The 22,768-nt window shown below is 68.1% G+C and carries 19 protein-coding genes and 4 pseudogenes; 11 read left to right on the top strand and 12 right to left on the bottom strand.

The genetic code is table 11. From position 1 onward, the window contains the following. Nucleotides 1-135 precede the first annotated feature (135 nt). On the bottom strand, nucleotides 136-1,011 hold the full coding sequence (locus tag DKT69_RS16655; protein WP_201749703.1) for an IS5 family transposase: 876 nt from the start codon (nucleotides 1,009-1,011) through the stop codon (nucleotides 136-138). A gap of 320 nt (nucleotides 1,012-1,331) precedes the next feature. On the opposite strand from DKT69_RS16655, the gene DKT69_RS39025 reads away from it, so the two are divergent. From DKT69_RS39025 to DKT69_RS37785, 3 genes are all read left to right on the top strand, one after another. Further along, a complete protein-coding gene (locus tag DKT69_RS39025) occupies nucleotides 1,332-2,201 on the top strand; it encodes a hypothetical protein (protein ID WP_201749701.1) in 870 nt (289 codons plus the stop codon). A 744-nt stretch (nucleotides 2,202-2,945) separates the two neighbouring features. Continuing rightward, nucleotides 2,946-5,114, top strand: a complete 2,169-nt coding sequence (locus tag DKT69_RS16665; RefSeq protein ID WP_146231110.1) for a PxKF domain-containing protein — start codon at nucleotides 2,946-2,948, stop codon at nucleotides 5,112-5,114. Between the two features lie 63 nt (nucleotides 5,115-5,177). After that, nucleotides 5,178-5,633, top strand: a complete 456-nt coding sequence (locus tag DKT69_RS37785) for a hypothetical protein (protein WP_146231111.1) — start codon at nucleotides 5,178-5,180, stop codon at nucleotides 5,631-5,633. Nucleotides 5,634-6,363: 730 nt separating this feature from the next. Here the strand turns inward: DKT69_RS37785 and DKT69_RS16670 are convergent. Then, a complete protein-coding gene (locus DKT69_RS16670; protein ID WP_146231112.1) occupies nucleotides 6,364-6,801 on the bottom strand; it encodes a hypothetical protein in 438 nt (145 codons plus the stop codon). 889 nt (nucleotides 6,802-7,690) lie between these two features. Beyond that, nucleotides 7,691-7,867: a GntR family transcriptional regulator gene (locus tag DKT69_RS41095; protein WP_368666255.1), complete on the bottom strand. Its 177-nt coding sequence runs from the start codon at nucleotides 7,865-7,867 to the stop codon at nucleotides 7,691-7,693. Nucleotides 7,868-7,952: 85 nt separating this feature from the next. Between DKT69_RS41095 and DKT69_RS16680 the strand changes: the two genes are divergently transcribed. Together DKT69_RS16680 and DKT69_RS39860 are read left to right on the top strand one after the other, a co-directional pair. Continuing rightward, complete coding sequence (locus DKT69_RS16680; protein WP_109802472.1) at nucleotides 7,953-8,579, top strand: mycothiol-dependent nitroreductase Rv2466c family protein; 627 nt, start codon at nucleotides 7,953-7,955, stop codon at nucleotides 8,577-8,579. Nucleotides 8,580-8,632: 53 nt separating this feature from the next. After that, nucleotides 8,633-8,925: pseudogene (locus DKT69_RS39860) on the top strand (transposase); the annotation flags it as partial. Between the two features lie 103 nt (nucleotides 8,926-9,028). On the opposite strand, the pseudogene DKT69_RS39865 reads toward DKT69_RS39860, so the two are convergent. Continuing rightward, a pseudogene (locus DKT69_RS39865) lies at nucleotides 9,029-9,447 on the bottom strand (transposase); the annotation flags it as partial. 74 nt (nucleotides 9,448-9,521) lie between these two features. Here DKT69_RS39865 and DKT69_RS16690 point away from each other — a divergent pair. After that, nucleotides 9,522-9,965, top strand: coding sequence for a hypothetical protein (locus DKT69_RS16690; RefSeq protein ID WP_109802459.1), 444 nt, complete (start codon nucleotides 9,522-9,524; stop codon nucleotides 9,963-9,965). 81 nt (nucleotides 9,966-10,046) lie between these two features. Here DKT69_RS16690 and DKT69_RS38360 read toward each other — a convergent pair whose 3' ends face one another. Together DKT69_RS38360 and DKT69_RS16700 are read right to left on the bottom strand one after the other, a co-directional pair. Beyond that, nucleotides 10,047-10,199 carry a hypothetical protein gene (locus tag DKT69_RS38360; protein ID WP_161557862.1) on the bottom strand — a complete coding sequence of 51 codons (153 nt, stop codon included), beginning with the start codon at nucleotides 10,197-10,199 and terminating at the stop codon, nucleotides 10,047-10,049. A 136-nt stretch (nucleotides 10,200-10,335) separates the two neighbouring features. Continuing rightward, nucleotides 10,336-10,980, bottom strand: coding sequence for a TetR/AcrR family transcriptional regulator (locus DKT69_RS16700; RefSeq protein WP_109802461.1), 645 nt, complete (start codon nucleotides 10,978-10,980; stop codon nucleotides 10,336-10,338). A 285-nt stretch (nucleotides 10,981-11,265) separates the two neighbouring features. Between DKT69_RS16700 and DKT69_RS16705 the strand changes: the two genes are divergently transcribed. The 3 genes from DKT69_RS16705 to DKT69_RS16715 all read left to right on the top strand — a co-directional run bounded on the left by DKT69_RS16705 (nucleotide 11,266) and on the right by DKT69_RS16715 (nucleotide 13,020). Further along, entirely contained in the window at nucleotides 11,266-11,808 is a 543-nt protein-coding gene (locus DKT69_RS16705; protein ID WP_109802462.1) for a carboxymuconolactone decarboxylase family protein, read from the top strand. A 40-nt stretch (nucleotides 11,809-11,848) separates the two neighbouring features. Further along, a complete protein-coding gene (locus DKT69_RS16710) occupies nucleotides 11,849-12,502 on the top strand; it encodes a nitroreductase family protein (protein WP_236647967.1) in 654 nt (217 codons plus the stop codon). A gap of 122 nt (nucleotides 12,503-12,624) precedes the next feature. After that, nucleotides 12,625-13,020 (top strand): MmcQ/YjbR family DNA-binding protein, encoded by a 396-nt coding sequence (locus DKT69_RS16715; protein ID WP_109802463.1) that lies wholly within the window; start codon nucleotides 12,625-12,627, stop codon nucleotides 13,018-13,020. Nucleotides 13,021-13,139: 119 nt separating this feature from the next. Here the strand turns inward: DKT69_RS16715 and DKT69_RS37790 are convergent, their stop codons facing one another. Next, nucleotides 13,140-13,964, bottom strand: a complete 825-nt coding sequence (locus DKT69_RS37790) for a hypothetical protein (RefSeq protein ID WP_146231113.1) — start codon at nucleotides 13,962-13,964, stop codon at nucleotides 13,140-13,142. 554 nt (nucleotides 13,965-14,518) lie between these two features. Between DKT69_RS37790 and DKT69_RS39870 the strand changes: the two are divergent. Further along, a pseudogene (locus DKT69_RS39870) lies at nucleotides 14,519-14,650 on the top strand (integrase); the annotation flags it as partial. Between the two features lie 34 nt (nucleotides 14,651-14,684). Here the strand turns inward: DKT69_RS39870 and DKT69_RS16725 are convergent. The 4 genes and pseudogenes from DKT69_RS16725 to DKT69_RS16745 form a co-directional block, all read right to left on the bottom strand. Continuing rightward, on the bottom strand, nucleotides 14,685-15,188 hold the full coding sequence (locus tag DKT69_RS16725; protein WP_109802464.1) for a DDE-type integrase/transposase/recombinase: 504 nt from the start codon (nucleotides 15,186-15,188) through the stop codon (nucleotides 14,685-14,687). A 198-nt stretch (nucleotides 15,189-15,386) separates the two neighbouring features. Further along, on the bottom strand, nucleotides 15,387-15,674 hold the full coding sequence (locus tag DKT69_RS16735) for a transposase (protein ID WP_109802466.1): 288 nt from the start codon (nucleotides 15,672-15,674) through the stop codon (nucleotides 15,387-15,389). A gap of 66 nt (nucleotides 15,675-15,740) precedes the next feature. Then, nucleotides 15,741-16,571, bottom strand: a pseudogene (locus DKT69_RS16740) (IS256 family transposase); the annotation flags it as partial. Between the two features lie 96 nt (nucleotides 16,572-16,667). Beyond that, on the bottom strand, nucleotides 16,668-16,934 hold the full coding sequence (locus DKT69_RS16745; RefSeq protein ID WP_146231114.1) for a hypothetical protein: 267 nt from the start codon (nucleotides 16,932-16,934) through the stop codon (nucleotides 16,668-16,670). 232 nt (nucleotides 16,935-17,166) lie between these two features. On the opposite strand from DKT69_RS16745, the gene DKT69_RS41415 reads away from it, so the two are divergent. Continuing rightward, on the top strand, nucleotides 17,167-19,677 hold the full coding sequence (locus DKT69_RS41415) for an alpha-L-arabinofuranosidase family protein (RefSeq protein WP_161557863.1): 2,511 nt from the start codon (nucleotides 17,167-17,169) through the stop codon (nucleotides 19,675-19,677). A 318-nt stretch (nucleotides 19,678-19,995) separates the two neighbouring features. On the opposite strand, the gene DKT69_RS16760 is transcribed toward DKT69_RS41415, so the two are convergent. Next, nucleotides 19,996-22,768, bottom strand: a 2,773-nt coding sequence (locus tag DKT69_RS16760; RefSeq protein ID WP_201749702.1) for a beta-L-arabinofuranosidase domain-containing protein, incomplete at its 5' end; no start/stop codon positions are given.

Consider the following 22,768-nt stretch of genomic DNA (forward strand, 5'->3'; position numbering starts at 1 on the left):
GGGCCGGAGCTGCTGGCGCGGTGCTGGCGAACAGGCTTACGGCGAACCCGACGGTCTCGGTCCTGCTGCTGGAGTACGGCGGACGGGACCGCAATCCCATGCTGTACGTCCCTAAGAGCCTGGTAAATAAGGGTTTCAGGTGTGTTGGTGGCGGGCGAGGCGGCGGGTCATGACGATGATCATGGCCCATTGGACCATCGCGGCGTGGTGGTCGGGTAGCCGTTCGTAGTCTCGGACCGTGCGTCGGCACCGGTTGATCCAGGAGAACGTGCGCTCGACCGCCCATCTGCGGTGCAGGACGACGAACGTGGTCTGCCCGGCGAGCTTCGCGACGATCTGCACGGTCAGGGTGAGGTGGGCGGCGGCCCAGCCGACGAGCCGGCCGGCGTAGCCGCTGTCGGCCCAGGTCAGGCCGATGGTGGGAAAGCAGGCGCGTAGCGCCCACAGCAGCGGCCGGGCGGCGTCGCGGTCCTGCACGTTCGCGCCGGTGACCAGGATCGCGAGCAGTAGTCCGCAGGTGTCGACGGCGATGTGCCGTTTCCGGCCGTTGACCTTCTTCCCCGCGTCGAAGCCACGCCCTGGCCGGCCGACGGTCTCCGCGCCCCGTATCGACTGGGAGTCGACCAGCGCAGCCGTCGGTTGCCGGTTACGACCCTCGACCTGTTCGCGGACCTGTTCCCGCAGGCTGTTGTGCATGCGGTTCAGGGTTCCGTCGCGGGTCCAGGTCGTGAAGTAGTGGTAGACGAGCTTGTGGTGCGGGAAGTCGGCGGGCAGCGCGTTCCACTGGCAGCCGGTGCGGTCGAGGTAGCGGATCGCGTCCACGATGTCGCGGCGGGGGTAGGTGATCGGCCGTCCGCGTCCGGTCCCGGCCGGGACGTGCGGAGCCAGGACCTGCCATTCGGCATCCGAGGTGTCGGACGGATAGTGCCGCGGCCGGGCGGTGCGCAGGTGATCGTCAACGGTGGCCGGGGTGGTAGGTGCGGCGACGCCGGCGACAAGGTATACAGACAGGGTTGGGCCTTCGGTCGTGCTGGTTTAGTCGCCTTTGCTCGTACCGAAGGCCCTTCACCATGTCACGCCGCCACGCCGGCAACGAGCGCGATCATCAATCTCTTGCGCGATCCGCCGACACCCCGAACCCCTTATTTACCAGGCTCTAAGCAGTATGCGCGGGACATTGTTCGGTGACTAGTCGCCCACATCCTCCACATATGACCCTTGGACGTCCACATCTGCCGCTGGTCGCGCGCTCGCGGCGGTCCGTCTGCGGACATCCTGTATTGCCGAGAGCGGATGCCCCAGAAGCCCATGGGGTGTGATGATCGGCAGCGATGAACAGCAGTGACGATTCCGCGTCGATGACCGTGGCACTGGGTCGGGTGGTGGCGCCGTCGCGGACTGTCGTGCTGGCCTGCGGCGGGTTTCTCGATCAGTGGGCCGACCTTGGGGAGCCGTTGTCGGTTCGTGCGATGCGGGCGGCGGATACGGGCGGCGCCCACCTGCAGGACTGGCTCGCCGAGGCGGTCGCCGTGCCGGCCGGACCCGGAGCGTTGACGGTGTCTGCGCGGACCCGGCCCGGTACGTACGAGGCAATCGACACCATAGCCACGCTCGACGTCGACCTGAACCTGCCGTGGTCGGCGGTTTCAGCCAAAGCGGAACCGGTGGTGCTGGGTGATCTGCCCGTGGACCCGTCCGGGATGGTCATCGGTGACGCGGTTGCGCTTGACTCATGGGTTGGCTTCCTGCCGGCGGCACGCACTGTTGACGGGTTAGCTGACCTGCGAATCTGGGGCAAAGGCGATGAGGAGGCCTGGGCGCACTTCGGTGCGCAACCTATTCCGGCGTTCCACGCCAACCGCGTGCACGGCTGGTTGGATTTACCCGTCGAAGTCGCGCACGAGAGGGCGGCGGCGATCAACCGGTGGGCGGTCGCGCAGGGTCATTTCGCGCATATGGCATCCGTCGACCTACACAGCCATCACCATCTCGGATGGCGAGCGGGCTGGCAGGATCCCCTCGGCGCCGGAGTGATCGAGGTGGCCGGCTGCCCGGTCCTTTGTGTCGGCTGGGCGCCGAGTGAACTTCAGCGATTCAGAGCAGGCAGGTCGTTTGGACAGGTGTACCCGCTGACTCTGGAGCACGTGGCGAGCAAGGCCGTACTGCGGTGGAGCATCCCACCCGCCGCCACCGAGGTCTGACGAGTGCGCCGATCAGCGCTATGAGGCGACGCTGATAGCTGCACGCTCATGCCGCGACCCGCGCGTGCTCGCCGACCGAGGCGATCACGCTCGGTAGCTAGCCTCTGAGTCGAGCGGGCATCCTGAACTGCCGAGATCAGTAAGTCTGCCACTCTCCGCCCGACACATCGGAGGGCGCGGTCTTAGCGGGCTCGTCGAGGCGCAGGATCGTTTCCTCGATCTCCGCATTCCGCCCGTTGGCGAACGAGATCTCCGTGTCTATGATCGCGAATCCTGCCCTCTGCAGCACTTTGAGCGATCTCACATGGGGCCTGGGCCGCGGGAAAGCGCCCGATATTTTGGCTGGCTGCGGCGGTAGATCCGCCCCGGGCGAACTGTCCCGCCGCTGGCTGCATGTGCGTTCGCAACATGCTGGCAGCCCGTGTCCGGCGACGGCTGGGTGCCTTCGACGGTGGTTCATCGCAATGCCGTGGACCAGTGGAGGGTGAGCCGCGACCTTTGGCTTGTTCCAGTGTCGGATCACGGTCTCAGTGATTCTCCGTGATGGCCCCACCAGCGAAGGGTGATGGCCGGCGGCGGCTCATTACCGGTTGCCGAATTCGTCAGCACAGAACGTGAAGGAAGGGGTGTGGCATGCAACGAAGATTCAGGCGTCGATGGCTCCACGCAACGGTAGCTGCCATCGTGGTGCTCGCCTTGGGGGTGGCCGCTCGGCCATCACCGGCGTTCGCCGCGAACGGGGACTTGGTTCAACAGACCAATTTCGCGCAGCCGTGCTCCAGCGGCATCGGCGTCGGCATCGCGTTCGACGGCAAGAACCTGTGGTACAGCTGCTACGCGTCCAGCCCGGACCTGTACAAAGCGGATCCGATCACCGGGGCGGTGCTCGCCTCCTACACCGTCGCGGGCGGGCTGGGCGCGCTGGCCTGGGACGGCAATCGCAAAAAGATCTGGGCCGGCTGGGGCGGCGCGGGCGCCGACGGCGACGTGCGGCTGATCGACCCGGCGACCGGTACCGGCGCGGTGGTGTTCAACGCGCCCGATGCCGGCGCCATCGAGGGGCTCGATGACGGGCTGGCGTACGACGCGCAGGACGACAGCCTGCTCATCAGCCCGGACACGTCCACGACCATCTTCCACTACTCCACCGCCGGCGCCAGCCTGGGCAGCTTCGGCTGGTCCGGCAGCGGCTGCTACAACAGCGGCCTGGCCATCGGCGGTCAGCTGCTGTTCCAAGGCTCCGACGGCTGCAACCACGTCTGGGTCGTGCAGCGCAGCACCCACGCGCCCGCCTTCGACTTCGCCACCGGCGCCGGCGGGGTACGCGACGAGGACCTGGAATGTGACAGCGTCACGTTCTCGCCGAAGACGGTGATGTGGTCGATGGAGGCATACGAGCCGCGCCGGGCCATCGCGTTCGAGATCCCGCCCGGCTCCTGCGCCACCGGCGGCGGGGTGGACAGCGACGGCGACGGGCTGCTCGACGAGTGGGAGACGAGCGGGATCACCATCGACCCAGACGGTGCCGGCCCACTCGCGCCGCAGTTCACCGACCTGCCAGCGATGGGCGCGGACAAGAACAAGCCGGACATCTTCCTGCAGATCGACTGGATGGCCGACGCCACCCACAACCAGAAGCTGAGCGCCGCCGCGCTCAAGAAGGTCGTCGACGCGTTCGCGGCCTCGCCGTACGTCAGCCCGACCGGATCAGTGGGCATCAACCTGCACATCGACGAGGGCTCGTCGAGCATCATGAACTACGCGACCAACGCGACGTGGGGGTCGATGAGCAAAGCCAACCAGCTCGCCTACGTCGCCAACCTGGGCACCTCCGGCGGGGGCGGCTACGACTGGAGCGCATTCCAGACGCTCAAGGACGCCAACTTCACGCCGACCGGGCGTACGCCGATCTTCCACTACGTGGTCGCCGCCCACAACTACGACTCGACCACCTCGTCGGGCATCTCCCGGGGCATCGGCGCCTCCGACCTGATCGTCAGCCTCGGCTCGTTCACCGCAGGTACCGGCAGCGACAGCGAGCAGGCCGGCACGCTCATGCACGAGTTGGGCCACAACCTCTCGCTTCACCACGGTGGTGGTGACGACACCAACTACAAGCCGAACTACCTGAGCATCATGAGCTACGGCTTCCAGATGAGCGGCGTCATCAAGGGTGGGGCCGCTGGCACCTTCGACTACTCCCGTTCCGCCCTGGGCAGCCTGAACGAGAGCAGCCTGAACGAGCCCGCGGGGATTGGGGCGGCCGGCTACGGGACCCGACACTGGTGCCCGACCCCCGCCCCGGGGGCCTACGTCGCGGTCAACAACGCTGGCGGTGCCATTGACTGGAACTGCAACGGCAATTCCACCGAGACCGGCGTGTCGTTCGACATTAACCATGACGGCGCCAACGGGACGCTCAACGGCTACAACGACTGGGCCAACCTGAAGCTCAAGGGCGGCGCGATCGGCCTGGCCGGGGTCACCCCGGACCTGCCCATGATCACCGACAACAACGAGACCATGACACCGGAGGAGGAGCAGAAGAGCCCGCCGACGTCGCGGTACACCTTCACCGGCTTCTTCTCCCCGGTCGACAACCCGCCCACTGCCAACCTCGCGAAGGCCGGCAGCGCAATCCCGGTCAAGTTCAGCCTCGGCGGCGACCAGGGCCTGGACATCTTCGCCGCCGGCTCACCCGCCTCTCAGCCGGTGGCCTGCGACTCCGGCGCCCCGCTTGACGACATCGAGCAGACCGTCAGCCCCGGGAATGCCACACTGACCTACGACCCGGCCACTGATCAGTACACCTACGTGTGGAAGACCACCAAGTCGTGGGCGGGCACCTGCCACCACCTGACCGTGACCTTCAACGACGGCACCCAACACTCCGCCGACTTCAAATTCAAGTAGACCAACCCGTCCTGGCAGGGGCCCACACGGTGCCCCTGCCAGGACACCGAAGAGGCAGCCGACATGACCCGCCAACTGCTCCTGGTAGCCGCCGTACTCGTCGCCGCGACCGCGTGCGCATCAACCGGCACACCGCCGCCACCGCCGAACACCGCCACGGCCACAGGTTCGGAATCTCCCACAGCGACCCCACCGCTGCCATCCAACGCTGCCGGTATCACATCGCAGGAGGCGGCACGAATCGCGCCACTCGCGCCATCACAGCTGACGGCCGTCACCGACGCCGCCACGATCCGTCTAACCTGGCCGGCCACCGGCGAAGACCTCGCATATTACCAATGCCTACGGCGCGCCAACCCGGACGGCCAATGGCTACCGGTCGGACGAACCCCACCCGCGCAACACACCTACGTCGACAGCAACCCGGGCACCGGTACCCACATCTACGGCGTGCAAGCCGTCAACACGTCCGGCCTCGCCAGCCCGATCACCGAAAGCCAGCCCATCACGATCAGCTGACCGCCCGACACCCCATGCCCGCTCGCCGGCCTCGGCGCGCCGTATAGGTCGCCGCCCGCACGGCCTCGGCGGCTCTACAAGCCTCAGCGGCCATTCACGGCCATTCCGACGCGGGTTCTGGCACGCCTCTGGTAAGGCATCCGCATCTGCCGCAGGCAACGCGCGGCGGCGCTGGCGCGTCCGTCACTACCGGTATCCGTCGCCCCATGCGCGTACAGGTGCGACAAGTTCGGAGGTGCCGACAAGCGGATATCCGAGCAGGGCTGCGCCGTCGATGATCCAGACTGTTGCGTCACCCGCAGCGTCAACGCCGCCCGGTTCCAGCCGCCCGCCGCCGGTGGCCACCCCGACGGGCATACAGCAGGCCGTCTCGCTCGGCCAGCGGTACCACACGCAGTTCGGTTCGTAGCAGGTGCAGATGACGGCGGGAGATTCAGGTGAGCGCGGGATGAATGAACACGCGACGCGCCCACCGGATCGACCCGGAGATCATCACCTACGTTGAATGGACACCACCGACCGTCCCATTGCGCACGAGATCGTTAGCCAGGAATGCCCTCGGCCTGACCTGCGGATGTCGGGCGAGATGGTGAGGTAGGAATTGACCTGACGGCAGTCCCTGGCCGGCACCCGAACTCTCGCTCGGGTGCCGGTCAGCGGCAGATCCAGTCATGGGCCCCGGCAGACCCGGCTCTGCCGGGGCAGCACCCCTGCGTACGGATGGACCAGCTCAGGTCGCCGGGCAGGTCTGCGCCAGGTCGAATGTTCCGTCGGTGCCGGTGATCAACGCCGTGGCGTTGGTGAGGGCGAACGGATTCACCAGCTCGCCGGTCGACGACAGGCCGGCTGGCGTCCTGATCCACGCCCTGTCGCCGACGATCGCACGGTCAGCGGCGGGCGTGGTCGTGATGATCTCCGTGACGGGGCCACCCTCCGTGGCGAACTCGATGGTCAGTGAGATGAAGCTGCCCTGCTGCGCCGCAGCCGGCAGGGCGAAGACCCAAACGTCCTCGGCCTGGAACGGGCCACCACCGAGGTTCGGGTCGCACACGTGAGTGCCGAACGCGGCCGCCGTCGTGCCGGTGTCCGCCGGATCGATGTTGATCGTCGTGCCACCCCCAGCCGACGCTGGTGCGGCAAAGCCCAGACTGATCACGGCGGCCAGCATGGTGGCCCCCGCGAGGCGGGTGAATGATGGTTTGGCCAACTGAATCCCCCCCAGATAGTGGACTTCTGTTAACAGCTCGTGAAGTGGGGCGCGACCCGATGTCAGGTAACCACGGATGACGGATGCCGATTGCCGGAACCCAGCTCTTCCCTCGGGGGCCAGAGGTCTGTGATAGGCGACCCGCGAACTGCGACTGCCGGGAGAAGACTTCCGGCACGACGGCGTCGGCCAGGGCGGCGGCGAGGCCGACCGGGCGTCACGTTCCGTGGCGAGGCGTCGCCAGGCCGAGCGCTGGGTCGTGCCGCGATCAGCGCGTTGAGGTGTCGCAGATCAGTTGGTGGACGCGTGTCGCACATCGGTCCACAGAGGACGCCACCGCGGCCGTTCGCACTGCCGAATGAGGCATTTAAGGCGACCCGCAAAGCGGGCCGCGCCGACCCGGCCCTGGCCTGCTGGCGACCTTCGGCCGGCATCGGCCGTGCCGGCCGGCCACGCTGGCGGAGCACCAAGGGAATGAAGGGCTGAGGCGGGACGATCGCCGTCGGGGCTGCTCTTTGTCGAGAGCAGGGCGATCGCTGCCGCGCAGCAGAGCTACTTGCCCCCGAGTCGCGCCAGCGCTGTCCGCGGTTCGATGACGACGAGGACCAGGCGTGCCCCTTCCCCCGGGTGCCCGATCCTCTACGCCACCCGGTCGGCGTCAAGGGCGCTGCGCGTCGGCACGCCGACGGCCTGCGGCCACCCTTGACCGCGGCCGGGCGCCGCAGTCCTTGGCACCTGTCCGGGGGATGGGGGCAGTTTGACAGACAGGGCAGCTCGTCGGGGTACTTCTTCTGGGCGACCTCGGAGGACTCCCTTCCGCTCTATCAGATCAGGATCGAAAGCCTCCGACCTACCGGGGGAACCTCACCTGCACCGTCCCCCGGGACAGGCCGAGTTCGGCGTCCAGCTTGCGGGTGGCGGGCATCCGGGTGTGCGGGGCGAGCCGCCCGGTGCGGATGGCATCCCGGAGTGCCTGTTCGAGCCCGGACCGGCGGCCGCTCGCCGGGGGCCGGGTCCAGATGGAGATCCACGCCCAGGGCTGCCGAAGTGGACCAGGATTTCGTCATGGTATTGGACCTTAAGCATTCCAATCCGTGCGTAACATCGCTGCCATGACAGGTGAAGCACCCACGCCGCAGACCCGAGTCGACTTCTACTTCGACCCCGCCTGCCCTTTCTCCTGGATCACCTCGCGGTGGATCCTCGAGGTGGAGCCGCTGCGTGACCTTGACGTCCGGTTTCACGTCATGAGCCTGTATCTGCACAACGAGGGCAACGAGCTGCCCGGCTGGTATCGCGATCTTGTCGATCGCTCCCGCGGCCTGGTCCGCGTCGCCACGGCCGCGGCCGAGCACCACTCCGAGGACGTACTCCGCGGCCTCTACACCGCCTTCGGCACCCGCATTCACGATAAAGGAATGGAGGACTTCGACGCGGTCGCTGTCGAGTCCCTGGCCGAGCTCGGGCTCCCCGCGAGCCTCGCGGAGGCAGCGCGTTCGGCCGAGTACGACGCCGCCCTCCAGCGCAGCCACGACGCGGGCAAGGATCCTGCGGGGGGCGGTTATGTGGGCACGCCCACGATGCACATCGACGGAACGGCCTTCTTCGGCCCGGTGATGAACAGCATCCCGCGGGGCGAGGAGGCGGCGCGGCTCTTCGACGCAGTGCGGACCCTCTCGGCACACCCGGGCTTCTTCGAGCTGAAGCGGGAACGGACGGGCAGCCTGCGCTTCGACTGAGAACCCCTAACGCAATGAGGCTGGCAGGCGGTCGCGGGGTAGTCGGCTCGGTCATGAGGAAGGGCCAACAGCCGCCGTGGATTCTGCCGGACGGGCTGTGGCAGCGCATCGAACCGCTCCTGCCCGCCCCATCAGCGCCGGTACCGGTATTCCGGCCGTAAACGGCTGGATGACCGCAAGGCGTTGTGCGGGATCCTGTTCGTGCTGCACACCGGGATTCCCTGGGAGTTCCTGCCCCAGGAACTGGGGTTCGGGTCAGGGATGACCTGCTGGCGGCGCCTAGAGGAATGGAACCGGGCCAGGGTGTGGCAGCGGCTGCACGAACTGCTGCTGGCCGAGCTGCCGGGCGCCCGACCGGCTGATCTGGTGGAGCGCGGTGATCGACAGCTCGCAGGTCCGGGCGCTCAAGGGCGGCCCAAAACCGGTCCGAGCCCGGTCGATCGACGCGCCCGCACGGGCTCGATAAGGAGGAGTCGGGGGTGTTCGGCCAGCCGTCTGCGCGTGATGCCGCTGTGGTGGGTGGTGCCGTTGCCGCGGATCGCCGCCACGATCAGGGCGTCGGGATGGGCGGCCAACAGTTGGTTGAGGAAGTAGCAGAACACCATCGACACGTTGCGTATCGATACGTGGTAGTGCCAGGCGCCGGTGGCCAGGTTGGCCGCGCCGTGGATGGTACGGCGGATGTTGGAGCCCGGGGTTATCACCCGATGGCGCAGGCCGGTGGGCATCAGCAGGACCGGATCCGGGCGAGCAGGTCGAGGTGGGTCTCATCCTCGGCGAGCACGACGGATCCGTCGGGCAGGGCGGCGACCTGGTCGCGGATCGCCGCGCAGATGCGGTCGTGGTCGGGGTCGCTCTTGGCGATCAGCCACGCGAACGCTGGCGCTGCACCGGGACGGCCAGCTCGTCGACGAGCGCAACGCCGCCCGGACCGACTTCAGCGTGCCGGCGAAGGCGGCGGACTACCGGCTCACCTTCGACGTCGACACCAGCCGGATCCTGCCGTTCTCGACCCACGTCAACACCGCGTGGACCTTCCGGTCGGCCGGACCGGCCGGCACGGCGCGCAGCGCCCTGCCGCTCCTGTCGGTCGACTACGCCCTGCCACTGGAAGCGGCGAACCATCCCACCGGTGGTCCGGCCACGTTCACGGTCCGGCAGGCCCAGGGGGCGCCGGCCCAGCGGGTGACGACGTTCCAGGTCTGGACCTCGACCGACGACGGCGTGACCTGGCAGCCGACCACGGTCGACCGGGACCGGGACGGCTACCACGCCGCGCTGCCGACCGTGACGGGCGGGCAGGCGGTCTCGTTGCGGGTGAAGGCCACCGCCGACGGCGGCAGCGGCATCGAGCAGACAATCATCCGGGCGTACCGCGCCGGCTGACCGTCCCGATCCGCCGTACCTCCACCGAGGCGCGGCCCGGTGCCGACCGGGTCGCGCCTCGGCGCGTTTCAGGCGGCTGGCTCAGGACGAGAGGGCCGCGTCGGCGAGGAACTCCCGCTCGGGTTGGAGCTGCTGACCTACGACCCGGCGGACGACGCTTTGGCTGTCGATTTCACGGCCGGCGCTGCGGAGATCAAGAGATTCGGGGCGGACGCTGTGCGACGGCTCGTCCATCCGGGCACGGTCCGAAGACCTGGGTGGTGACGAGCTGGTCAGAGCGGACGCCCTTTCGCGTCGCCCGACGTGGTCGTCTTACCAGCTCGCCAGACCTTCTTCCGCGCTCCGACACCCGAGGCTCGGATGCGCCGCGTCAGCCCATGTGCTGGTCGTCAGACGTCACGAACGTCCGCAGATGGTCAACCGCCGCAGAGAGCGCGTCCTGCAGGGGGCCGATGTCCCGGGCGACCTGAGCGAGGAGCATGCCGCCTTGATACGCCGCGAGGAACATGTCGGCGAGCCGCGCGGGGTCGGCGGACGCGTCGATGCGGCCGAGTTGCCGCATGCGATCGAGCCCGACGCGGAAGATCTCGCGCCACTGCGCGAACACCTCCGCGAGCCGGTCGTGCACGTCGAGATCGGTCTTGACGATCTCGCTCGCGAGCGAGCCGAGGCTGCAGCCGGCCTCGAACGGACGCCCCGAGAGGACGTAGAAGTCCGTCCAGTCCTGGAACGCCTCGACGGTGTCGAAGCTGGCAAACCGTTCGCTGCGATGGAAGCCGAGGACGCTGTCGGCCTGCCAGTCGATGACCGCCAGGACGAGGCTCTCCTTGGTGGGGAAGTAGTGACTCAGCTGCGATCCACTCACGCCTGCGGCGCGGCGGACGAGGTCGTTGTTGGTTGCGTGGACCCCTTTGCCGTAGATCAACGCCGCCGCGTGCTCCAGTATTCGCTCGCGCGTGGCCTGGCCCTTGGGAGTGAGCTTCTGGGCTGCATCCGCCCCGTTGTTCACCTGCATGTAATCAACGTAACACAAACTGGGCTTGAGAACCCACTTTCGATGGTGTTCACTCAAGCAAGTGGACGAAATCGTCCAGTAACGTCACGCGGCGGCCGCGTGCTCCAGTATTCGCTCGCGCGTGGCCTGGCCCTTTGGGAGTGAGCTTCTGGGCTGCATCCGCCCCGTTGTTCACCTGCATGTAATCAACGTAACACAAACTGGGCTTGAAGACCCATTTTCGATGGTGTTCACTCAAGCGAGTGGACGAAATCGTCCAGTAACGTCACCCGGAGGTTCATCACCATGTCCCGCCTGACCGCTCCCGCGCGCGCCGACATGGACGCGAAGACGCAGGGCGCCCTCGACGCCATCGCGAAGCAGTTCGGCTTCGCGCCCAGCATGTTCACCACGCTCGCCGCGAACCCGACCGTGCTCGAGATCGTGATGGGCCTGCAGGGCAGCATCGCGACGCTCCTGGACGCGAAGACGCGCCACACGATCGCCCTCGCGGTCTCTCAGTCGAACGGCTGCCACTACTGCCAGGCACTCCACGGTTTCATCTCGTCGAACCTCGGCGGTATGTCGGCGGAGGAGATTGAGCTCGCCCGCACGGGCACGTCCAGCGACCCGAAGCGCGCCGCCGTCGCGAAGTTCGCGCAGCACGTGATCGAGACGCGTGGCCAGGTCAGCGACGAGGACCTCGCAGCGATCCGCGAGGTCGGGTATATCGACCCGGAGATCCAGGCGATCGTCGCGATCGTGGTCGTCACCCTGCTCACGAACTACCTCAACAACGTCAGCGACGCCGTCGTCGACGTCCCCGGCGCCGACCACCAGTCGGCCTGACTTTCCTCTCCACCCGCCGTTCAAACGAAAAGAAAGCACGATGTTGAATCTCGACAAGCTGATCACGAAGCACCTCACCCGCTACTTCGACCCGAGCAAGAGGATCCCGGAGGAGACGTTCCAGCAGCTGCTGCGTTACCTGCGCACCTCGCCGACGACGATCAACATCCAGCCGAACCGTTTCCACGTGCTGGAGACGCAGGATGGCAAGGACAAGCTCGCGGACGCACTGGTCGGCCGCTTCGCGGACAACGCGGAGAAGGTGCGCAACGCGTCGCACGCCATCGTCTTCACGACGCGCAAGGACATCCCCGACACGCACCTGCAGGAGATCTTCGAGAAGGAGCGCGCCGACGGGCGCTTCGCCGACCCGGAGATCCAGAAGGGATGGGAGGCGGGCGCCTCCAACTTCGTGGAGATCCAGACAAAGAACTATGGCGGGGACGTGCTCCACTGGCTTGAGAAGAACACCTACCTCGTCGTCGGCGCCACGATGATGGCCGCGGCATCCCTCGGGGTGGACGCGACGCCGATGGAGGGCTTCGACCGCACGACCGTGGACGCGGCCTTCGACCTGACCGACACCGACTACACGACCACGCTGCTTCTGGTGCTCGGCTACCCCGACGAGGCTCGGGTCTCCCGCCAGCCGGTCTCGCGGTTCGACGCGGAGAAGATCTTCACGCACATGTGACGGACGGGGCGGACATCGGACCGCGGTGCCGGCCCCGTTCACTTCGACTCGGTTACCCGGCGTCCGCACCACCTCGACGGACGCCGGGCAATCGACCCCCTAAGGACTTCGAGGAGGTCAAGATGCAGATTGATAAGGCAGTGCAGGATCGAGCCGCGGCCCGCGCCGCCGAGCTTCCCGGCTCCGAGCACACACACCAGTTCACCGGCGACTGGGAGGTATGGAAGGTCGGCGGCAAGGTGTTCATGCTGCAGACGTCCATGCCCGGCGAGCCCGTCGTGATCCTGAAAGCGGATCCATCCGACGCGGAGGCGCTCCGCGCAGCTCACGCGAGCATCTCGCCCGGCTACCACATGAACAAGAAGCACTGGATCACGGTGCGGGCGGGTGCGGACGTCGAGCCCGCGCTTGTCGACAATCTCGTGACCGAGTCGTACCTCCTCGTCGTCGCCGGCCTGCCGAAGCAGAGCCGTCCCGTCAATCCCGCTTCGTTCCGCGTCCCGCCCTCCGCCGACTGATCACGCTGACGCCGACCGCGCCCAGAGCGCTGTTGCCCCTCATCCGAGCAGCGCCCGCACCGGCGCATGACGCCCTTACGTGGCCGGCCGCAACGACGAGGACCTCACCGTCGGCGTCCTCATCGAGGCACACGTCCTCGACGACCGCCCGATCGAACCCCACCGGCCGATGAAATACCCTGGTCAAACGCACGCCGTGTTCCGATCTTCGGTTCCTGACCTTCGACAAGCCAGAAACCTACGCTGATCTTGGGACTTCGCCCAACATCAGTGGCCCCTTCGGGGCAGCTTCGCCTGGCGGGTAGCTCCACGCCGCGCCGGGAGAACTCGCCGAGCAGGTGCCGGGGTACCGATATGCGCCGCAGCGCCGTCTCGATCCGGAGATATTCCGGTGTGACGACGAACCGGGCGGCCGGCCCGGCCAGGTAGCAGCCGGCACCGCCGCTGGCGGCGAGCGCCAGTTCGAGCAGGCCGCCAAGGCGGGGCTGCTCACCCCAGTTCACCAGCGCGGCGCCGGCAAGTCCGCCAGCGGTGACCGCCATGTACAGGTAGGCAATGCCGCTGCGACGTCGTAGCGAGCGCCGCTGCCTCCCGATGCGGGGTGCCACCCCGAGCTGGTGGGGGACCTGCGGCAGGCGCAAGTCCGCATGGCGCAGGGCGCTGGCTGTGGTGATTCGTCCAGACACCGCTACAAAAAGCGCGACGGCACCGAACATCGCCGGGAACATGAATCCGTCGTCTCCAGCGGCGGCCTCGGCCGGGGTACGGGCCGCCCAGAGGACCGCCGTGACGCCGAGCAGCAGCAGTCCGACGCTCGACACGATCAGCGTCAGCCGCCAGGTCCCAGACGAGCGCGCCGTTGTCGTGCCACTCGATACGTGATCGCCGGCCCACGCCACACCCCCGCCGATGCCCGGCCGGCCATGCGACCGGCCACTGATCATCTTAAGAGCAACAGCCGAGCGGACGCCTGCGGTGATCGGCGCGCAGCGGACCGGCTTCGCTCAGCGCCGGAGGAGAATCGACGGGGGCCGTCTCTGGGCCGTCTGGGCCGTCGCCGGGCCGGCAAACGCGGCAGCGTGACGCATGGGGACCACGCGGGGACCACACGCCATCAGCGCGGGTGCACTGACTGCGAGCCCTTGAATGGTCTACGACAACTCGAAACGCGCGTGACGTGCAGTAACGCTTGACCCCACGTCCTGGGGGTCAAGGGGTCGTCGGTTCGAATCCGGCCGTCCCGACAGCAAAGGGGTTTCCGCAGCTCAGCGACTTGCGGGAGCCCCTCTTTTCATTGCTTGGTATGGATGCCTGGTCTAGCACGCCGCTGTTGGACTCCTTGAGTCGGGCAGGTTGTCATGCCACTGCTGGATCTTCAGAAGCTCACCGTCGGACTGTCCCAAACCTGGGCCGGGTTCCTGCGTGACTGGGACCGGTCGCTGCGGGCGGGAACTACCCGCAGACCACCCGTTACAGCTACCTCCTTGCTGCCCCTCAGTTGGGTCGGTATCTGGGGGAGTCTTCCCCGGATCCGGACGCCGACGGTGCGGCTGACGACCCGTGCGCGGTGACCCGGGCGCACGTGGAGGCGTTCCAGGCCTGGATGATCGACACCAGGTCGGCGTCGACCGCGCTGAACAAACACAAGGGGCTGCAGCAGTTCTTCAAGTGGCTGCTCGTCGACGAGCAGGCCATCGACCGCTCGCCGATGGAACGGGTTCGGCAGCCGAAGACACCCCGGAAGCTGATCCCGGTTCTGCGCGACGAGGACACCGGCAAAGCTCGGAATGGACCACGGTCTGCCCCTCGGCGGGGTGCCGTCGCCAGCGGGCCATGTCCAGGGCGTCGATGACCAGTTCGGAGCGCAGGTGGTCGGCGATCGACCAGCCCACGACTCGGCGGGCGAACACGTCCAGCACGACCGCGCAGTACACCCAGCCCTGGCTGGTGCGGTGCTGGGTGATGTCGGTGACCCACAACGCGTCCGGCCGCTCGGCGACGAACCGCCGGTTGACCAAATCCGCCGACGGCGACGCGTGCGGGTCCCGCACCGTGCAGCCCTTGCGGCGGCGCCGATACACGCCCTGCAGACCGGCATGCCGCATGAGCCGCTCCACCCGTTTACGGCCGCACCGCACCCCCGCGGCCAGCCGCAGCTCGGCGTGCACCCGCGGGGGATCCGTAGGTGCCCCGCGACATCTGATTTACCTCGTGGATCAGCTCACCGAGCGCCTGATCGGCCGCCTGTCGCCGCGACACGGGCCGGCCGCGCCAGTCGTAGTAGCCCGACGTCGACACCCCGAGGACCCGGCACGCCACCGCCACCGCGATCCCGCCGGCGGCGAGATCGGCGACGACCGGGTACATCATTTTGGGAGGACGTTCTCCCGCGCGAAATACGCCGCGGCCCGGCGCAGGATCTCGTTCTCCACCTCCAAGCGCCGCTTCTCCTTGCGCAGCGCCGCCAACTCTTTACGCTCGTCGCTGGTCAGGCCCTCGCGCCTACCGTCGTCGGTGTCAGCCTGGGCCAGCCAGTTACGCAGACACGACTCCGAAATCCCCAGATCCTTGGCGATCTCCCGGATCGGCTTGTCCCGCAGCCGAGCCAACTCGACCGCGCGCTGACGAAACTCCGGCGGGTGTGGTGCGGGCATCCGAACTCCTCCCTCGGCGACCAGTGTCGCCTCAGCTCAGGTGTCCGGGAAACCGGGGGAAGCTCAGATCGCGGCGGCGGCCATCTCTGCGTTGCCCTTGGGCACCTGGGCCAGGACGTTGCGCAGGAAATGCACGCGACATCGCTGCCAGGCCGCGCCGAGCAACACCGCGGCGATGGCTTGTTTGAGGCCGGTGTGGGCGTCGGAGATGACCAGCTGCACCCCGCCCAGGCCGCGGGCCTTGAGTGAGCGTAGGAAGGCGGTCCAGAACGCGCCGTCCTCGCTGTCACCGACGGCGAAGCCGAGTACTTCCCGCCAGCCGTCGGCGCGGACTCCGGTGGCGACCACGATCGCTTGGGAGACGACTCGCCGGTTGACCCTCGCCTTGCAGTAGGTCGCGTCGAGGAACACATACGGGAACGCCGTCGTGGCCAGGGACCGGTCGCGGAAGGCACCCACTTCCTCGTCGAGGTCGGCGCAGATGCGGGACACCTCGGACTTGGAGATCCCCGTATCGGCGCCGAGGGCTTTGACCAGGTCGTCGACCTTGCGCGTGGACACGCCGTGCAGGTAGGCCTCCATCACCACTGCGAACAGCGCCTGGTCCACCCGCCGGCGCCGCTCGAGCAGGCTGGGGAAGAACGATCCGGTGCGCAGCTTCGGGATCCGCAAGTCGAGGTCGCCGGCGGTGGTGGTCAGGATGCGAGTCTGGTGGCCGTTGCGTTGCGCCACCCGCGTCTCGCTGCGCTGATGGGGGGCGGCGCCGATCACCGCGGTCAACTCCGCCTCGATCAACGCCTGATAGATCGTCTCGGCCGCCTGCCGGACACGATCATTCACATCCGCTGCCTTGAGTGCATCCAGCACCTCCAACAAGGCAGACTGGTCCAGGGTCATCGCGTACTCCGTCCTCTGCGTGTTCTTGGTCGTTCACACAGAGACTCACGCGATGACCCACCTCTATGCCCGAGGCACGCCGAAGCAGGTCAGCTTCTACACCAACCAGCGGGACGCAACCCCGGGCGCCACCCGCAATTTGGTTTTCGCCCTCCAGTTGATCTGTCTCCGGCTGAAAGGCCGGCGCGTGAACGAGTTCTGGGTCATGTCGATGAGCGGGGTGGGCTCGACCAGGGGGCCGAAGGCCAGCTCCTTGATCCTGTTGAGCTCACGGTTCAGGGCGCGCCATGCCTTGATCCAATCGTGAACACGGAAGTCCTGTGCGTGGTCGAGCTGGTAGCCCATGGCAACCTTGATCCCCATCGCCTGACGCGCCAAAGGTGGACAAATGGGGCTGGCAGGACGCGAGCGGCGCGTTCTTGGCGTCGGACCCGCACTTGTAGTTGCGCTTGGGGGCGTGGGTCTGCTGCTCCTCGCCAGCAAGGGAGCTGCCCCCGTTGCGTTGGATGATCTTAGGCGACCTGCTACCCAGCCCGAGCCGGTGCCGCCGGCCGCCGTGGCGGAGCCGGAGCCTGAGCCTGTGCCGTTGCCGCGGATGGACGTGGTGGTGCCGCCGGACCCGGACCCGGCGCCGCCGGACGGTGCCGACGAGAACGCGGCGGCGCGGAAGGCGTGGCGGGATTCCGCGGCGGCCGGGGAGCCGCTGACCGGCAAGGCGCTCGGCGACCGCTTCAAGCGGAGCGAGTGGTGGGGCCGGAACCGGATCAAGGAGGCCCGGCGCGAGCTCCAGGCCGAGCAGGAGACCGGCGACGACGTCGCCGGCGAAACCGACCAGCAGGACGCCCGGGTGCCGGTCGGCGCCGGGGTCGAGTTAGAGGAGGAGAGACGCCGCAGGGCCTCCTCGCGCGGCGGCCCACTGACGAGGGTGAACGTTAACACCGCCGGACATAACCTGCCGATGTGGATTATCTGCACTCGGGGTGCCGCAGCAGGCAGGAGGGTTGACGTCTTTACCAGCGCTGATATGTTAACGCTCACTTGCGCGCAAGTTAACGCTCACCTGGCTTGTGAATTATTCCCCCAGAGGAGGCGAGCTCGTGAGAAAGGAACTGTCCCGACGAGATGTGCTGCGCCTGGGCGGCGGCGTCGTTGCAGCTGCCGGATTGCCGATAGCGCAGCCACAGCAGCCGACGCGGCGGCGACCGACCCCCAGACGCTGACCGTCGACACGTTGAGCCCCGCTCACGCCGTCAGTCCGACGCTGTACGGCCTGTTCTTCGAGGAGATCAACCACGCTGGCGTGGGCGGCATGTATGCCGAACTGATCCGCAACCGGGCCTTCATGGAGAGTGCCACGGCTCCGGCGTGGTGGGCGATCGTGCAGGATCGCGGCGGATCGGCGACGGCATCGCTGGACGGCGAACAGGCGCTCAACGCGGTGCTGACCCGCTCGCTGCGGCTGCGGGTGAACTCCGTTGAGTCCGGGCAGCGCGTCGGCATCGCCAACGGCGGGTACTTCGGCCTCCCGGTGGTGCCGGGGCGCACGTATCAGGCGTCGTTCTTCGCCAAGGCCAGCAACGGGTTCACCGGGCCGCTCACCGTCAGCATCGAGGATGCCGGCGGACGGCGGGTGCATTCGACCGCCCGCGTGAGCGGGCTGACCTCGACGTGGCAGCGGTTCACCGCCACCCTGCGGGTACCGCCCGGCGGGAAGCCGTCGACCAACAACCGGTTTGTCATCGGCATCGACCAGCAGGGCGGCAAGCCGTCCGAGGTAGCCCCCGGCACATCCGTGTGGCTCCAGGTGGTGTCGCTGTTCCCACCGACCTACAACGACGAACCCAACGGGCTGCGGCCCGACATGGTGGAGAAGCTCAAGGCGCTGAACCCGCGGTTCCTTCGCTTCCCCGGCGGCAACTACGTCCAGGGCCTCTACGACCCGAGCGATCCGTGGGGCACGCGCTTCGACTGGAAGAAGTCGATCGGACCGATCTGGACGCGGCCCGGGCATTACAACGCATCCTGGTCCTACTGGTCAGACGATGGCCTCGGCCTCTACGAGTACCTGCGGCTCGCCGAGGACCTGGACGCGACGCCGGTGATCGGGGTTTTCGCCGGGTTCAGCATCGACCGACAGCGGATCGGCAACGGGCGCGAGATCGTTCCCGAGGCGGACCTCGGCCCGTACGTTGAGGACGCGCTCGACCTGATCGAGTACGTGATCGGCCCGGTGACGTCGCCCTGGAGAGCACGGCGGGCCGCCGACGGACATCCTGAACCGTTCGCCACCCCGCTGATCGAGATCGGCAACGAGGACAATGCCCGCGGCGGATCGAGCAGCTACAACGCCTACCGCTACGCGAGGTTCCACGACGCCATCAAGGCGGCGTACCCGCAGATCACCACCATCGCCACGACGGCCGTCACCAGCCGACCGATGGAGGTCCTCGACGAGCACCTCTACAGCTCGCCGACGTCGTTGGCGGTTCAGGCGCACCGCTACGACACCTACGACCGCAACGGCCCCAACATCTTCGTCGGTGAGTACGCCGCGCGTCGGGGCAACTCCCAGGACATCTCGACCGGCCCGCTCGGCTACTCGCTGGGCGAAGCTGCCTTCATGACCGGCCTGGAGCGCAACTCCGACATCGTCACGATGGCCTCCTACGCGCCGCTGTTCTCCTTCGTGGGGCAGACGCAGTGGGGCTTCAACATGATCGGCTTCGATCCGCTGACGTCCTACGGGGGGGCGTCGTACTACGTGCAGCAGATGTTCGCTCGCAATGTCGGCGACCAGGTGCTGCCGGTCACGTCCGACGGCACGGGCCTGTTCTGCTCCAGCACGATTCAGACCGCGACGGGCGAGGTCCACACCAAGATCGTCAACACCGGCAACAGTCCGCAGAGCGTACGGCTCGACTTCGCCGGCAGCCGGGCCAGCACGGCACGAGTGCAGGTACTCAGTGACCCGGGTCCCGAAGCGAGCAACACGCTCGCCGACCCGACCAGGGTCATCCCCCGCATCGTCGACCTGCGCGGCTCGGACGGGCAGTTCAGCTACCAGGTCCCGGCGAACTCGCTGTCCGTCGTGACGATCCGGCGGTAGCCGTGGCGGTGGATCGGGCCCTGGACCGGTGACCCGGGCCGCCGGTGATGGTTCCGCACGAATTGTCGCCGGCGGTCCGCAAGCACACAGCCGGCAGCAGCCCTGTCACGTGAAGGCGAACGGCGGCTCCGGGAGGCTCGGGCAGCGCCATCAGGGCGCTGCCCGAGCCCGCTACGGCTCGCTCGCAGTGTGGCCGTTCTGCTGCGTCACGACCTGCTCCGCAGCACAGGTCTACCTGCTGCAGTTCGTCCTCCTCCGAGCGAGCGCTCGTACCGGGGGACACGGAGCCGGTCGATCTCGGGCCCGGACGGAACGCGCTCACCGCGCCGATCGACGAGCGGAGGGTCCCCGGTCAGCCCGGCCCGGCTCGTGCCGGGCCGGGCGGTCAGTCGACGAACGACGCGCCCGGGCGGTGGCGAGGATCGTGCTCCTTTCGTCGGCCGTCAACAGGCCGTCCCGCACCCAGGAGCTGGTCAGGCTCTCCAACGCCTTGAGGAGTTCGGTCTTGTTGCGGTAGGGCGCGGCCGACCACAGCTCGTCCAGCAGCGAGACACCGTTGGCGCGTACCGGGTTCGCCACGCCGGTTTCCCGCCCTCCCAGCACCACGGTGGGCTCGGCGCGCCGGAAGTACACATGGGTCGGGTCCTCCGTGCCCTCATGGAACGGCGCGACCTCGCGGCCGTCGAGGGTGAAGTGCAGCGGCCTGCCCTCGACCGGCTCGAGGCTCGGCAACAGGTCACCCGAGAGCGCGGCGTTGCGGTACAGCCCGAGCGACAGGTACGAGCGGCTGGCGTCGCGGGTCACGAGGTTGACCGGGCCGTAGAAGAGCGACTGGAGCGACCGATCGTCGAGGGCGGCCTCCGTACGCAGGGTGAAGGGCAGCGACAGCGTCACCATGTCACCGCTGCGCCACGACCGGGCGATGCGCAGGTACGTCCCCGGCACGGCGTCCACCTTGAGTGCCTTGCCGTTGACCGCTACCGCGAACCCTGGGCCGACCCACGACGGCACCCGCACCATGAGGTCGAAGGTGGCGTTGCCGCGGATCGTCAGCCGGGTGCCCTGCTCCACCGGGAAGGCGGTGGACTGCTCCACCGTCACACCCTTGGCGGCCCAGCGGAGAGTGCTGGCGACGAAGAGGTTGAGGTAGAGCGCCGACCCGTCCGCGGCGGCGAAGAAGACCGAGTCCTGGTACTTGGTCGCGCTCTCCATCCCCGTGCCTTCGCAGCAGGTCGTGCCCTGCTTCGGGGTGTAGTCGCGGACGTGGCCGGGCGTGAGCCCGATGAAGTACGTGGCGAGTGGCTTCTCGGCGTCGGCCTTGTCCTGCTTCGACCCCAGCACCTGGTTGAACAGCGCCCGCTCGTAGTACTCCATGTACTTCGGGTTCTGTTCGTGGAAGAAGAGCACCCGGCTCAGCTTGAGCATGTTGTGCGCGCAGCAGGTCTCGGCGTTGGTCTCGCTGATCGTGCCCGCGATGCGGCCGCTCGCCCGCCAGAACTCGCCGGTGCTCGTGCCGCCGATGGCGTACATCCGGGCCGGGACCACCATGTTCCAGAAGCCCTTGGCGGCGGCCAGGTAACGGTCCTCGCCGGTCTCGTCGTGCAGCCGCACCAGCCCGGTGAGGATCGGGATGTGCTGGTTCGCGTGCAGCCCGTCGAGGATGTCCTGCGCACCGGCGCAGCTGTCGATGAGCCGGTTGAGGTCGAAGAGCTTGGCCAGCGCGACGTGCTCGGCCTTGCCGGTGAGCGCGTGCAGGTCGCAGATCGCCTCGACGATCCCGCCGTACTCGCCGCTGGAGAAGATGCCCCACATCCCTTGCAGGGTCGTGGCGGGCAGTTTCGACAGCCGCGAGTACATCCAGTCGCACATGCCCTCGGCCAGGTCGAGCGCCCGCGGGTCGCCGGTGGCCAGGTGTGCGTCGAGCAGTCCGCGCAGGATCTTGTGCGCGGTGTAGTAGGGCGCCCAGACGACGGTGTAGTTGGACGCCGTCATGGTCTCCAGGGTGATGAACTGCGTCTCCGGGTACGCCGCCAGGAAGCCCGGGTGGCTCGGGCCGCCCCAGGTGCGCAGCCAGCCGGCGTGTTGGCCGCGTCCCGAGGAGTCCTGCAGCACCTGCCCGTCGGTCTCGTCCAGGTCGTACGAGGCCAGGTCGCCCCGACCGGCGGGCGAGGCGGAGGCGGGCTGCGTCGACAGCGCGGCCACCTCGGCGTCGGTGAGGGCGCGGGACCAGAGGTTGACCTCGTCGAACGCGCCGGCGTAGACCGGGTCGGGGTAGAGCGACCGGCCGAGCCAGTAGTTCCTGAGCTGCCCGAGCTGGGCGGGGCCCAGCGTCATCGCGGTGTTGCGCCCGAAGACCGCGCCGTTGACGTAGAGCGTGCCGACGGTGCCGGTCAGGGTGAGCGCGACGTGACTCCACTCGCCGACCGGCAGGGCGACGTTGCCGTTGATGCCCTGCTCCCGGCCGGCGCCCCCGGTCGTGATCGCGAACCGGGGCATGCGGTTCTGGTTCCGCGCCGCCAGGTACATGTACCGCGTGGTGTCGTTGCCGAAGTCGAAGATCCGCGCCCAGGCGGCGTCGTGGCTCGGCTTCACCCAGGCGGCGAAGGTCAGTTGCGCCGCCGCCCCCAGAACCGTCGGGGGCAGCTGAAGGAACTGGTAGGAGCCGCGCTGGCTCTCGACCGCCGTCCCGAACCGCCCCGGGACGCTCCCTACCGACGGTGGGCGGTTGAGCGCCTCCCGGCACTCCACGAGCGCACCGACCATCGTCGAGATCCTGTCGGCGAAGGTCTGCTCGCCGGTGCTCGCGTACGCCTGGCTCAGCATCGACAGGAAGTGGCCGCTGTAGTGCCCGCGCAGGTTGCCGTTCGCCTCGCCGTCCAGGCCCTCCCAACCGCCGGGCGCGACGGCCCCGAGCGTGGAAAGCCCCGCGTTGGCCCGGAACACCTGGAGCAGCCGGTTGACGTCGTAACCGCGCGCGTAGTCGAGCATCAGCGCGCGCTTGTCGGCGAAGACGCCGGACCCGAGGGACACGTCGGCGAGGGCGAACGGGCGCAGCCGCCACGCCGCGGGGGCGGGGAGGGCGGCGCCCGAC

Origin of the sequence: Micromonospora sicca, assembly GCF_003172935.1 — a bacterium.
GTDB classification, from domain to species: Bacteria; Actinomycetota; Actinomycetes; order Mycobacteriales; family Micromonosporaceae; genus Micromonospora; species Micromonospora sicca.